Genomic DNA, 12,498 nt, shown 5'->3' with positions numbered 1-12,498 from the left:
GGGGTGCTGCGCTGACCGGCGGCGGTGGTGCGCTGACCGGCGGCGCTCGCCGTCAGAGGGTCGTCGTGACGTGCGATCCGCCGCCCGGGCTCCGGCGCACGGCGATGCGCTCGGGGATGCGCTGCTTGAGTTCCTCGACATGGCTGACGATGCCGACCTGACGTCCGCCCGCGGTCAACCGGGACAGCTGGTCGACCACGCCGTCGAGGGTCTCCGGGTCGAGCGTGCCGAACCCCTCGTCGACGAAGAGCGTGCCGAGGGAGACGCCGCCGGCCTCGGCCTGGACCACGTCGGCGAGCCCGAGCGCCAGGCAGAGCGACACCGTGAAGGTCTCGCCACCGGACAGGCTGCGGGGATCGCGCGTGGTGTCCGTCGTGTGGTCGCGGACCGCGAGCGCCAGACCCGTGCGGCGAGACCGGCTGCCGGTCTCGCGCTCGTCGGAGGTCTCGAGCGTGAACCGCCCGCCGAGCATCGTGCGCAGCCGGTCGTTGGCGGCAGCGACGACGTCCTCGAACCGCCGCATCAGCACGTAGGTGCCGAGCGTCACCCCGGTGGTGTTGTGTCCGGGGGCACCGGCGGCCACGTCGGCGAGCCGCACGACAGCGCGGCTGCGGGCCGAGGTGGACTCGCGCTGGTCGACGGCGCGCGCGAGTTCCGCGGCGCACCGTTCCGAGGCGGTGGCGCGGTCGGCACTCGTCGTCGCGGCGCGGGTGGCCAGGTCGAGCGCCTCGGCCGCGCCCGCCGACGCGGCGCGGGCGGCGTCCGGGTCGAGCACCACGTCGGCGGAGTCGTCCTGCGCCGCGGCAACGACGGCCGGTTCGGCGAGCCCGGCGTCGACGACCGCGCGCTCGCGGTCCGCGCGCTCGACCTGGTCGCGGAGCTGCGCACCCGTGGCGTGGTCGAGGACGGCAGCGCGGGCGGCCGCGACGTCGGGGAAGTCGTGGTCGGCGACGACCCGGGCGACCTCGGCCTGCCGCTCGACGACGGCGGCGTCGGCGGTGCGCAGGGTGTCCTCGGCGGCGGCCACGGCGCGGAGGGCGGTGGCCCTGCCATCGGCTGCGACGACCGCGTCCGGCAGGGTCAGGTCGGCGACGTCCGGCTGTGCGAGTTCAGCGGCCAGGGTGTCGATCGCGGTCTGCACGGCATCGGTGTCCTGGGCGACCCGGTCGTGCTCGGCATCGGTGGTGGCGAGCAGCACCTGGCGCCGCGAGGCCACGGCGTTGCGCTCGTCCTCCACCAACCGGGTGGACTCGTCGTGCTCGGTCTTCTCCCGCTCGTGTTCGGCGACGCTCGCCGCCGCGGCACGGGCGGTGCGCAGGCGCTCGGCAGCGGCGACCGCGCGGGCGTCGAGCTCGGCGGCGTCCGTGTCACCGACGACGACCCGCAACCGGTCGTGCTCGGCGCGCTCGACGGCGAGGTCCGTTGCACCGTCGGCGAGTGCCTGCTCGGCGCGACGTGCGGCGTCTGCGGCGGTGGCGATCTGCGCCGGTGTCGGGTGGTCGTCCTGGGGCGTGGCGACCGCCGGGTGTTCGACGGCACCGCAGACGGGACAGGCGTCGCCGGGTGCCAGCGCCGCGCCGAGTTCGCCGGCCAGTCCCGCGATGCGTCGTTCGCGCAGGTGCTGCTCGCCCTGGACCGCGCTCGACGCGACGACCCGGGCCGCCGTGACGACGCCCTCGGCGCTCGCGACCCGTGCTCGACTGGCCACGAGGGCGGTGTGGGCGTCGCGGAGGAGCCGCACCGCGTCGACGTCACGCTGCGCCGGCTCGGCGTCGGCCGCCGCGGTCGCCGCCGCGTGGGACAGCGCGACGATGCGGGCACGCTCGGCTGGTCGCGCGTCGAGCGCGGAGTCGAGTGCGGTCAGCTGGTCGTGGAGCTGCGCGGCGTCGTCCTGTGCGGTCGCGAGCGCCCGGCGTCGGTCGGGCAGCGACTCGGCGACCGGCACCAGGTGGCGGACCCCCGCCACGACCCCGGTCAGACGGTCGAGCTCGGTCGCGGTGTCGAGGTCGGTCACCCGGTGCTGCGCGCGCAGGGCGTCGCGAGCGGCGCGGGCCGCGGATGCCCGCAGCACCGCCGCGTCGAGACCGTCGGCGACGGCTGCCACGCGGCCGGCGCGCTCGCCGGTCAGCAGGCGGGAGCGGGCCGCGGCGATCGTGGCGGCAGCGTCATCGAGCACCGTCGCGCGGTCGAGCAGCGCCCGGCGGCGTTCCAGTGCGGCGACGCGGGTCGTGACGGCACGCTCGTGCTCGCTCGCGGCTGTCGCTGCCGTCGCGGCGTCCGCCCGCGCCCGCGCCGCGTCGTCGGCACGGGAGCGCAGGTCAGCGGCGACGGTGGGCGCCGTGGTCTCGTCCGTGTCGACGGTGTCGGACGCCTGGGCGAACCGCGCGAGGGCGTCGCGCACGCGGGCGTCGGCGGCGTCGACCTCGGCCGCGGCAGCGCGACGACGGGCGGCGAGTTCGTCGGCGGTGCGGTCGTAGATCTCGGTGCCGAACAGCGACTGCAGGAGCTTGCGACGGTCTTCACCCGGCGCGCGGAGGAAGCGGGCGAACTCCCCCTGTGGCAGCACCACGGTCTGCAGGAACTGGGCGCGGTCCAGCCCGACGATGCGGGTGACCTCGGCCCCGACTTCCTGTGCCCGGGCGGAGACGGGTTCGCCAGCGGGGTCGCTCGGACCGGCGAGGCGACTGAGGGTGGCCGAGGCGTTCTGCCGCACGGTCCCGGTGCCGCGCTGCTTGGGGCGGTCGTACTGCGGCGTGCGGCGGACACGGAACACGCCGGCCCCCGTCTCGAAGACGAGCTCCACGAAGGGCTCCACCGCGGGGTCGGCGTGCTGGCTGTGCAACCGGTCGTTGCTGGCGTCGCTGCCCGCCAGCCCGCCGTACAGGGCGAACACGACCGCGTCGATGATCGTCGACTTGCCCGATCCGGTCGGGCCCTCGAGCAGGAACACCCCGGAGGCGGCGAGCGCGGCGAAGTCGATGACCACGCGGTCGGGGTACGGGCCGATCGCGCGGAGTTCGAGCCGGTGCAGGTACATCAGCGCACCGCGCGGTCCTGCTCGGAGAGCGCAGTCGCGGCGGCTTCGTACGCGTCGCGCAGCACGGTGTGCTCGTCCGGGGTCGGGGCGGCGCCGGTGGCGTAGGTGACGAAGTCGGCGGTGACCTCGACCGGGTCGGACGTCGCCGTGACCGCGCGGCCCGACGCCCGCGCCGGGGCGTCGGCCGGTTCGTGCGTGATCGCGAGGGCGTGCGGGAAGCGGTCCTTGACGCGGGCGTACATGCGCTCGGGGTGCACGGTGTCGGTGACGGCGACGCGGACCCATGCGTCGGCGTGCTGCGTGTGCGCGCCGGACTCGATCGCGTCGATGGTGTCGCGCACGTCGACCAACGGGCGCGGCACGGGCACCGGCAGGAGCTCCACCGTGACGCTGCCGTCGGCGTCGAGGTCGACCAGGGTGACGGACTTGGTCTGGTGCCGCTCGCCGAACGAGAACGCCAGCGGCGACCCGGCGTAGCGGACGCGGTCCGTGGCACCGACGCGCTGTGGACCGTGCAGGTGCCCGAGCGCGACGTAGTCGAAGCCCGCGAACACCGACTCGGCGACCCGGTCGACCCCGCCCACCCGGATGTCCTGTTCGCTGTCGCTCGGCTCGGCGCCACCGACGAACGCGTGCGCGACGACGACGGACCGGGTGCCGGGGCGTGTCTGCAGGTCCGTTCGGATGCGTTCGACGGCCGCGCCCACGACGGCCTGGTGGGAGCGAGCGAGGGGTTCGTCGGGCACCGCGGCCAGGGCGTGTCGCACCAGGTCGGGCTGCAGGTAGGGGATGCCGTAGACCGCCACGGCGCCGTCGGGGTCGTCGACGAGCACCGGGTCACCGAGGTGTGCAGGTTCGGCGAGGATGCGCACCCGCCGGTTCATCACGCCCGACCCGAAGCCGAGTCGCGCAGCCGAGTCGTGGTTGCCGGGCGTGACCACGACCGTCGCCACGGCGGCCAGGCGTTCGAGCACGGTCGAGAGCATGCGGACCGCGTCGACCGGGGGGATCGCGCGGTCGTACACGTCACCCGCGACGACGACCAGGTCGACCGAGTGCTGCACCACGACGCCCACCAGGTGGTCGAGGAAGGCGGCCTGGTGCTGCAGCAGATCGGCCCCGAGCAGGGTGCGGCCGAGGTGCCAGTCGCCGGTGTGCAGGATGCGCATGCGGCCACGGTAGCCGCGACGGCGGACATCCAGCGGCGCCGCTCCCGGACCTGTGGATCGTCCTGCTCAGCTCGGGGCCGGGGTCACGGCGCGCAGCTCGCCGACCCGATACCGAGTGCGACCGCCACGATCCTGACGTTGGTGGACGAAGTACTGTCGACCGTCCACGGGCTCGTGGCCCCGACGTCGAGCGAGCGGATCGTCACCGCACGCGTCGACCCGAGGTTGAGCAGTCCGGCCCCACCGATCACCGCCGAGGTCGTCGTGGTCGTCGTCAGGACGTCGGTCCCCCACAGCACCTGGTAGCCGCGGACGGCGGTGGAGCTGGGGGCCCACGAGACCCGCACGGTGTTGGTCGCTTCGGGCGCACACCGGACCGACGTCACGGGCAGCATCGCCGCCGCCGTCATCGTGCCGGTCTGCGTGGCGGTGGTCGTCGTGAACGGCACGCCGATCGCCTGCGCGGGCAGCAGCACGCCGATGCCGGCAGCGACCACGAGCACCGCGGCCGCGGCACCGCCGCGTCCCAGACGGTGTCGGCGGCGCAGCCGACGGCGGACCGCCCGGCGTGACCCGACGTCGTGGCGCGAGCCGACGTCCCGACGCACCAGGACGTGCCGTCCGGACCGTCTCGTCGACGGCGGCGGCGCTGCCGGGGCGAGGAGGGCCTCCAGGCCGGTGTCGCCGGTGTCGCCGGTCTCGCCTGGATCACGCTCCGGGTCGTCGCCGTCGGACGGACCCGCCTCGGCCAGCCGCCGGAGCGACCCGTCGACCGTGCACAACCAGAGCGTCGCGGCGAAGGCCAGGGCGAGCAGCGCGACCTTCGTCCACTCCCCGCTGCGCATCCACACGATGGGCGTCGCGACCACGGGGATGCGCAGGAAGCCGACGCCGCGCACGGCGGAGCGCTCGACGGCGGTGGAGTCGCGCTGCGGGTTCGCGTCGCCCTTCGTGACGATCGTCCCGTCCGGACCGGCCGCGACGGCGCGGTGCATGCGGAGGTGCCCCGGCTGGTCGGGGTCGTCGGCGAGAAGGACCTGGCCGAGTCGGAGCTCTGCGGGCGGGACCGGGCGCGAGACGACGACGTCACCGGGACGGAGCCGCGGCTCCATCGAGCCGGTCATGACCGTGGTGGGGTGCCACCCGATCACGGCGGGGGCGGCTGCCCAGAGGGCGAGGCCGAGGAGCGTCGCGACCACCCCGCGGGCGAGGGTCGCGACGACGACACGCCCCCACTCGACGGCGTCACGGACCGCATCACGCGGCGCGGGACCTCCGTGCACTGCGATGGTGACCATGACTGCCTTCACGTGGGGGCGCGGCGACGGGCTGGGACCCGACGACGCGCAGGGACGCGGCGACGGGCGCGGGACCCGGCTCAGCTGTTCTGGGCCTCCCAGGTCAGGCCGAGCGAAGCGGTGGTGCCCTGGACCGAGTTCGGCGCGGTGGCCGAGACCGTGTAGGTGATGCGGTACACGCGGGACTCGGAGGCGGTGCCGGTCGGCGCCCAGGTGCCGAGGCCGTTGGCGAAGCTCGTGCTGCCGGAGGCGAAGCTCGCGAGCGTGGTGTTCGCCGGCGTCAGCGTGCCGTTGGTGGCAGCAGGCGTGAAGCCCGTGCACGAGCCGAAGCCGCCGCCCGTGCCCTGCTCGATGACGATCGCGGTGTTCGAGGCGAGTGCGCTCGTGGTCTGCGCGTTGGTGGCGTAGAGCTTGACGGTCGACGCGAGCGAGCCGGTCGAGGTCACCGTGATGCAGTTCGCACCGGTCGACCCGGGCTTCAGGCCGGTGGCGGTGAACAGCGCGGTGTTGTTGTCGTCGTCGGCGAGGGCGACGGAACCGGCGGTCCAGTTGCTGGTCGGGTTCACCGTGGTCGCCGAGAAGGCGGAGTACGAGGCGGTGGAGACGACGGCACCCGATGCGACGAGGGCGGCGGGGATGGCGATCCAGGCGGCGAGACGAGCGGCGCGAGGGGTGACACGAGACATGGCGGTACTCCCGGAGGAAGAGATCTGATCGGTGGGTGGCCCGGATCCGCGGTGGTTGGTCGCGCTGCAGGCCGTGGTGGTGCGTGGTGCCGTGTACTGGTTCGGTACGACGATCAAGTTACTTGCGCGCCGTGATGCTCACAAGACGTGCGGTGCCCCCACTGCTGGGGGTATCTCAATCGTTGAGATACTTGTTGACTGAGCCGTACCGAGGCATGCCCGTGCCTCCCCCGCGTCACCCACCCGAGAAGAGCATCGATGACGGACACCCGCATCACCGCAGTCCCAGCCGTCGACGATCGTCCCGCGCCGTCCTCCCCCGTCACCGCGACGGTCGACGGCGTCGCCGACACCGACCTGGGCCGCCTGATGACCGCGTTCCGTCTGATGCAGACGCAGCACGCGCGGGTGCTCCACCACGAGAGCCAGAGCCGGGGCCTCAACGCCACGGACAGCCGGTTCGTCTTCTTCCTGGCCTCGGCCGACGGCGAGGGCGTCACCCCGAAGCAGTCGGGCGAGTACCTCGAGCTCTCGACGGGTGCGATGACGTCGTTGATCGACCGGCTCGAGCAGCGTGGACACATCGAACGCCGCCCCAACCCGAACGACCGGCGCAGCATCCTGCTCCACCTGACGCCGTCCGGCGAGACGGTGGCACGACAGATCGGTGCGGTCTACTCGGCGTCGTTCCGCGAGGTCGTCCCTCCGGCAGAACGCGCGGCACTGACCGACGCGTTCACCCGCCTCGCCGAGGAACTCGGTCGCCGATCGGCCGCCCACGGAGCCTGAGCAGCGGCAGCGCACGGGCGTACCGTCGGGGGCATGACCCCCAGTGAAGTCCTCATCGAAGCGTTCTCCCGCGTCCCGGAGACAGTCAGCCGCGCCGTCGACGGGCTCTCCGAGGACCAGCTCGCCGCCCGCCCCGCCGCCGGGGCGAACACGCTCGCGTGGCTCGCCTGGCACATCGCCCGCGGCCAGGACGCACAGATCGCCGACCTGGCGGGCTCCGAGCAGGTCTGGACCGCGGACGGCTGGTACGACCGGTTCGGGCTGCCGTTCCCCGCGGAGGCCCTCGGGTACGGCATGTCGCGCGACGACGTCGGACGTGTGCGCGCGTCCGCCGCGCTGCTCACCGGCTACCTCGACGCCGTGCACGAGCGCACCGTCGCGTACCTGCGCACACTCGGCCCGGATGACCTCGACCCGGTCGTCGACGATGCGTGGGACCCGCCCGTGACCGCCGGCAGCCGCATCGTGAGCATCCTCAACGACTGCACCCAGCACGCCGGCCAGGCCGGCTACGCGCGCGGACTGCTGTTCTTCAACGCCTGACCCTCCGGACTGGAGGCCCGGGCCGGGTCCGTCCCGCACGTCCGGTCCTCGAGACGCCGCCGGAACGACGAAACGCCGCCATCACTGGCGGCGTTTCGTCGTGGACGCGGCGTCCCGTCGTGGACGCGGCGTCCCGTCGTGGTCGCGGCGTCCCGTGGCGCTGCTCGGCGTCAGCGGGCGGCGAGCTCCGCCACGATGCCGTCACCGGGTGCGGCCTGCACCAGGTCCGCCTCGATCTCGGCGCGCTCGAGGATGCCCTCGATCTTGCGCACCCGACCACGCGGGACGATCGTGACGACGGTGCCCTCCTTGCCGGCACGACCCGTGCGGCCCGAGCGGTGCATGTACGCCTTGTAGTCGTCCGGCGCATCGGCCTGCACGACGAGCGAGACGTCGTCGACGTGGATGCCGCGGGCGGCGACGTCGGTCGCGACGAGCACGTTGACGCGGCCGCTGGTCAGCAGCTGCAGGTTGCGCGTGCGTCGCGCCTGGTTCAGGTCACCGTGCAGCGAGGTCGCGCGGATGCCGGCGTCCTCGAACTGGTCGGCGAGACGCTCGGCGTAGGCACGGGTGCGGGCGAAGACGATCGTCTTGCCGTCACCGGCCACGAGCTCCTCGAGCAGCTGGTCCTTCTGGCGCTGCTCGACCACGAGCACGCGGTGGTCGATCGTCGAGGACGCCTGGTCCTCGCCGGCGACCTCGTGCACGCTCGGCTCGTGCAGGAACTGCTCGACGAGCGCCGCCACCTGGGTGTCGAGCGTCGCGCTGAACAGCAGCTTCTGGGCGCGGTTGCCCTGGGGCGTGACCTGGGCCGTCGCCTCGAGGATCTCCTGCACGGGCTCGAGGAACCCGAGATCGCACATGTGGTCGGCCTCGTCGAGCACGGAGATGACGACCTCGCTGAGGTCGAGCTTCCCCTTGTTCATGAGGTCCTGCACGCGACCGGGCGTGCCGACGATGATGTCGACGCCACGCTCGAGCGCTCCCTCTTGACGGCCGTACGGCACGCCGCCGTAGATCTGCGTCGTGAACAGCCCGACCGAGCGGGCGATGGGCTGCACCGTGCGGTCGATCTGCAGGGCGAGCTCGCGCGTGGGGGCCAGGATGAGCGCGCGGGGGGCGCGGCCCATCTTGCGCTTCGTGCCGCCGCCGTGCTCCATGAGCTTCTCGACGAGCGGGGCGCCGAACGCGATGGTCTTGCCGGAGCCCGTGCGGCCACGGCCGAGGACGTCCTTGCCGGCGAGCACGTCGGGGATCGTCGCCGCCTGGATCGGGAACGGGCTGGTGGCGCCGAGCTCGGCGAGGACGCGGGTGATGTTGCCGCCGATGCCGAGGTCGCCGAAGCTCACGCCCTCGACGTCGGCCGCGACGGTGGCCTCGGCCTGGAGCTTCTCGAGCTTGACGTCGTCGGCGGGGACGAAGTGGCCACCGCGGGCAGCGGGAGCGTCGCGGTCGTTGCGGTCGAAGCGACGGGCCGGACGGTCGTCCGCGTCGCGACGAGGTGCGCGATCGTCACGGTTGAAGGAGCGCGGGGCGCGCTCGTCACGGTCGAACCGACGGGTCGGACGCTCGTCGCGGTCATCGCGGCGAGGGGCGCGATCGTCGCGGTTGAACGAACGCGGCGCGCGGTCGTCGCGGTCAAACCGACGGGGTGCGCGATCGTCGCTGTCACGACGGGGCGCACGGTCATCACGGTTGAAGCTCCGCGGGGCGCGGTCGTCACGGTCGAACCGACGCGGGGCACGCTCGTCGCTGTCACGACGGGGCGCACGACCGTCGCGGTCGAACGTGCGCGGGGCACGCTCGTCACGGTCGAACCGACGCGGGGCACTGGGCCCCTGCGAGCCGGTTCCGGCGCGACGCGGAGCTTGCGGAGCGTCGGGACGGCCGTGCGAGTAGGGAGCGTCGTTGTCACGACGGGGCGCACGACCGTCGCGGTCGAACGTGCGCGGGGCACGGTCGTCGCGGTCGAACCGACGGGCCGGACGGTCGTCACGGTCATCGCGACGAGGTGCGCGATCGTCACGGTTGAACGAGCGCGGAGCACGCTCGTCACGGTCGAAGCGACGGGGCGCGCGGTCGTCGCCACGGGTGGGACGACCGGCGCCGCGGGGCTCCCACGCGGGACGGCTGCCGCGGCTGTCGCGGGGGTCCCAGTTCGGGCGGCTCGGACGATCGCTCTGCGAGGAGCGGTTGCGACGCTCGTCGGCGTCCCAACGCTGCTTCTGGCGGGGAGCGGTCGGCTCGGCGGCGCGGAAGCCACGGTGCTTGCTCGAGCGAGCGGCGGGGGTGCCGTTCGGGTGACGGGTTCGATCGGAGGCGCGCTTGTCCGCGCCCTTGTCGTACGGGGCCATGTGTTCTTTCCGGGGTGCAGACGTACCACGCAGCCCGGCAGCGACATCGGCGGGGGCGGTTCGTGGCGAGGGGGTTCATCCCGTCGTCGATCGACGTGATTCCAGCCCTCGAACTACACAACACCCAAACACGTCCGCGGCTCGCAGCCACGGTGTCGAAGGCCGACCGAAGGAGTCTACGCGACACGACACGCGTTGGCCAGCCCCGCTGGCTCGCGCGGGGTGTGGCGGAGGCGAGCGGGGCCTCCCGTCCGACCGCGCCGGATCAGGACTCGGCGAGTCGCTGTCGCTGCTCGGCCACGTCGAAGTCGGCGGCGGGCCAGGACAGGTGCATGTCCTCGAGCGCGCGCAGCAGGAGCTGCTGGACGGCGAGCCGCGCGTACCACTTGCGGTTCGCCGGCACGACGTACCAGGGCGCGACCGCGGTCGAGGTGCGGTCGAAGACGACCTGGTAGGCGTCCTGGTACTCGTCCCAGAGCAGGCGCTCGTCGATGTCGCCCGGGTTGAACTTCCAGTGCTTGTCGGGGCGGTCGAGGCGGTCGCCGAGTCGGGCACGCTGCTCGTCCTTCGAGATGTGCAGCATGACCTTGACGATGGTCGTCCCCTGCTCGGCCAGACGCGTCTCGAAGTCGACGATCGCCCCGTAGCGACGTTCGATCTCCTCCGGCGGCGCGAAGGAGCGGACGCGCTGGATGAGGACGTCCTCGTAGTGCGAGCGGTCGAACACGCCGAGCTGTCCGGCACCGGGCAGCTGCTGCTCGACGCGCCAGAGGAAGTCGTGCGCTCGCTCCTCGGCCGTCGGCGCCTTGAAGCCCGCGTAGTGGACCCCGTTCGGGTCGACGGCGCCCACGACGTGCGAGACGATCCCGCCCTTGCCCGCGGTGTCCATAGCCTGCAGGACGAGCAGCACGCGGCGCTCGTCGCCGGTCGTGGCCGCGGCCCAGAGGCGTTCCTGGAGCGCGGCGAGCCGATCGGCGCCGGCGGCCAGCGACTCGAGCCCGTCGATCTTGCGGCCGGGGAACCCGGGGGTGCCCTCGGGGTCGACGTCGGCGAGCCGGAACCCCTCGTCGACGCGGAGGAGCGGTTCGGGATCGGCGTTCCAGGCCTTGCGACGGCTCACGGGTCCTCCAGGGTCAGGGGTGTGCTGCCGCTCATCCTGGCACCCGCGGGTGAACGGCGTTCCGCGGTACCGTGGTCTGCGATGAGGTCCGGCCGCCGCACGCTGTACGCGCTCGTCGCCGCGGTCGTGGCGCTCGGCGCGGTTGCGTCGTGCAGCGCCGACCCGGCAGCCGACGAGAACGCGACCGTCACCGCCGATCCCGTCATCTACCCACTGTCGCTGCGGTACCACCGCATCGACGTCGTCCAGGACGTCCCGTACGGCGCCGACCGGCTGCAGCAGCTCGACGTCTGCCTGCCCGCGGACAGCGCTCCGAGGACGACGGCGACCCCGAGCGTGGCGGCGTCCGCTGGCGCTCCCGGGTCGGCCGCCAGCTCGGCTCCGGGCGGTGCCTCGGCGTCGGCCAGCCCCCGTGCCGCGGTCGGGACCCGCCCCGCGGTGATGATGGTGCACGGCGGCAGCTGGTCCCACGGGGACAAGGACACGGCGGCCTACCGCGCGGTGTGCCAGTACCTGGCGTCCGAGGGCTTCGTCACGTTCAACATCGACTACCGCCTGGCGCCGACCGACCCCTTCCCCGCGGGCCTCGACGACACCCGACGGGCGCTCGACTGGGTCTTCCGACCGTCGACCCTCGAGACGTACGACGTCGATGCCGACCGCGTGGGGGTGTTCGGCGGCAGCGCGGGCGGCAACCTGGCCGCCATGCTCGCGGTCGAGGACCACGAGTCCACCGCCTACGCCGACGGGGACCGCATCCGTGCCGTCGTCGACCTGAGCGGACCGACCGACCTGACGGCGCGTTCGACCCGGACGGACGGGGTGTCGGCGGCGTTCCAGCGGCGCCAGCTGCTGTACCTCGGGTGCACCGCGTACGACGCCTGCCCGGCGGCGACCAGGGCCTCCCCCGCGTACCACGTCACCGCGGACACGGCGCCCTTCTTCATCGGGCACTCCACACAGGAGTTCATCCCGCTCTGGGAGTCGCAGGAGTTCGCCGCGGCGCTTCGAGCCCACGACGTCCCGGTCACGTTCGTCGCGGTGCGGGGCACGGCGCACTCGATCGCACAGCTCGACGAGGCGATGAGCAAGCGCGTCGTGGCGTTCCTGCGGCGGCAGCTGCGCTGAGCGCGGGGCCTGGGGGATGGGTGGCGCGCGGGCTGGTGGGTGCGGGCTGGTGGGTGCGGGCTGGTGGGGACGTGGGTGCGGGCGTGCGGGCGTGCGGGCGTGCGGGCGTGCGGGCGTGCGGGCGTGCGGGCGTGCGGGCGGTCGGGTGCGGACGTGCGGGCGCGGGCGGGCGCGGGCGGGCGCGGGCGGGCGCGGGCGGGCGAGTGCGGGTGCGGGTGGGCGTGCCGTGTCCCGTGTGCGGGCGGGCGGGCGTGCGTGCGTGCGACATCGCCGCAGGTATTGCGCGTCGCTTCTGCTGCACCGATGTCGCCTCGGGAGCGGACCCGGGCTGTGGGCGACGTCAGGGCAGCGAAAGCGACGCGCGAAACCGCGGG

9 protein-coding genes are annotated in these 12,498 nt (G+C 73.7%); 3 read left to right on the top strand and 6 right to left on the bottom strand.

Translation table 11 applies throughout. The annotated features are described in order from the left end of the window. Positions 1 to 52: 52 nt before the first annotated feature. The 4 genes from DEJ13_RS03080 to DEJ13_RS03065 form a co-directional block, all read right to left on the bottom strand. Positions 53 to 3,037, bottom strand: a complete 2,985-nt coding sequence (locus DEJ13_RS03080; RefSeq protein ID WP_111108015.1) for an AAA family ATPase — start codon at positions 3,035 to 3,037, stop codon at positions 53 to 55. After that, positions 3,037 to 4,206, bottom strand: a complete 1,170-nt coding sequence (locus DEJ13_RS03075; RefSeq protein ID WP_111108016.1) for a metallophosphoesterase family protein — start codon at positions 4,204 to 4,206, stop codon at positions 3,037 to 3,039. Before DEJ13_RS03075 ends, DEJ13_RS03080 begins: the two co-directional genes overlap by 1 nt. 83 nt (positions 4,207 to 4,289) lie before the next feature. Then, positions 4,290 to 5,504, bottom strand: a complete 1,215-nt coding sequence (locus tag DEJ13_RS03070; protein WP_111108017.1) for a S26 family signal peptidase — start codon at positions 5,502 to 5,504, stop codon at positions 4,290 to 4,292. 80 nt (positions 5,505 to 5,584) lie between these two features. Beyond that, on the bottom strand, positions 5,585 to 6,190 hold the full coding sequence (locus DEJ13_RS03065; protein ID WP_111108018.1) for a hypothetical protein: 606 nt from the start codon (positions 6,188 to 6,190) through the stop codon (positions 5,585 to 5,587). Positions 6,191 to 6,448: 258 nt separating this feature from the next. Between DEJ13_RS03065 and DEJ13_RS03060 the strand changes: the two genes are divergently transcribed. Further along, positions 6,449 to 6,979, top strand: a complete 531-nt coding sequence (locus DEJ13_RS03060) for a MarR family winged helix-turn-helix transcriptional regulator (protein ID WP_111108019.1) — start codon at positions 6,449 to 6,451, stop codon at positions 6,977 to 6,979. A 33-nt stretch (positions 6,980 to 7,012) separates the two neighbouring features. Then, positions 7,013 to 7,522 (top strand): mycothiol transferase, encoded by a 510-nt coding sequence (locus DEJ13_RS03055; protein ID WP_056123007.1) that lies wholly within the window; start codon positions 7,013 to 7,015, stop codon positions 7,520 to 7,522. A gap of 170 nt (positions 7,523 to 7,692) precedes the next feature. Here DEJ13_RS03055 and DEJ13_RS03050 read toward each other — a convergent pair whose 3' ends face one another. Next, positions 7,693 to 9,876 carry a DEAD/DEAH box helicase gene (locus tag DEJ13_RS03050; RefSeq protein WP_111108020.1) on the bottom strand — a complete coding sequence of 728 codons (2,184 nt, stop codon included), beginning with the start codon at positions 9,874 to 9,876 and terminating at the stop codon, positions 7,693 to 7,695. A gap of 265 nt (positions 9,877 to 10,141) precedes the next feature. Further along, positions 10,142 to 10,996, bottom strand: a complete 855-nt coding sequence (locus DEJ13_RS03045) for a polyphosphate kinase 2 family protein (protein WP_111108021.1) — start codon at positions 10,994 to 10,996, stop codon at positions 10,142 to 10,144. 81 nt (positions 10,997 to 11,077) lie between these two features. Here DEJ13_RS03045 and DEJ13_RS03040 point away from each other — a divergent pair, with 81 nt between their 5' ends. Further along, complete coding sequence (locus tag DEJ13_RS03040) at positions 11,078 to 12,124, top strand: alpha/beta hydrolase (protein WP_111108022.1); 1,047 nt, start codon at positions 11,078 to 11,080, stop codon at positions 12,122 to 12,124. Positions 12,125 to 12,498: the final 374 nt, after the last annotated feature.

It is taken from the genome of Curtobacterium sp. MCLR17_007 (genome assembly GCF_003234655.2).
GTDB lineage: Bacteria > Actinomycetota > Actinomycetes > Actinomycetales > Microbacteriaceae > Curtobacterium.
The sequence above is the reverse complement of the archived record's forward strand: the minus strand, read 5'-3'. Positions and strand labels throughout refer to the sequence as shown.

Excerpts from the sequence above, each read along its gene's own strand:
- DEJ13_RS03080 (WP_111108015.1), bottom strand. The coding sequence starts at position 3,037 with ATGTACCTGCACCGGCTCGAACTCCGCGCGATCGGCCCGTACCCCGAC.
- DEJ13_RS03075 (WP_111108016.1), bottom strand. The coding sequence starts at position 4,206 with ATGCGCATCCTGCACACCGGCGACTGGCACCTCGGCCGCACCCTGCTC.
- DEJ13_RS03070 (WP_111108017.1), bottom strand. The coding sequence starts at position 5,504 with ATGGTCACCATCGCAGTGCACGGAGGTCCCGCGCCGCGTGATGCGGTC.
- DEJ13_RS03065 (WP_111108018.1), bottom strand. The coding sequence starts at position 6,190 with ATGTCTCGTGTCACCCCTCGCGCCGCTCGTCTCGCCGCCTGGATCGCC.
- DEJ13_RS03060 (WP_111108019.1), top strand. The coding sequence starts at position 6,449 with ATGACGGACACCCGCATCACCGCAGTCCCAGCCGTCGACGATCGTCCC.
- DEJ13_RS03055 (WP_056123007.1), top strand. The coding sequence starts at position 7,013 with ATGACCCCCAGTGAAGTCCTCATCGAAGCGTTCTCCCGCGTCCCGGAG.
- DEJ13_RS03050 (WP_111108020.1), bottom strand. The coding sequence starts at position 9,876 with ATGGCCCCGTACGACAAGGGCGCGGACAAGCGCGCCTCCGATCGAACC.
- DEJ13_RS03040 (WP_111108022.1), top strand. The coding sequence starts at position 11,078 with ATGAGGTCCGGCCGCCGCACGCTGTACGCGCTCGTCGCCGCGGTCGTG.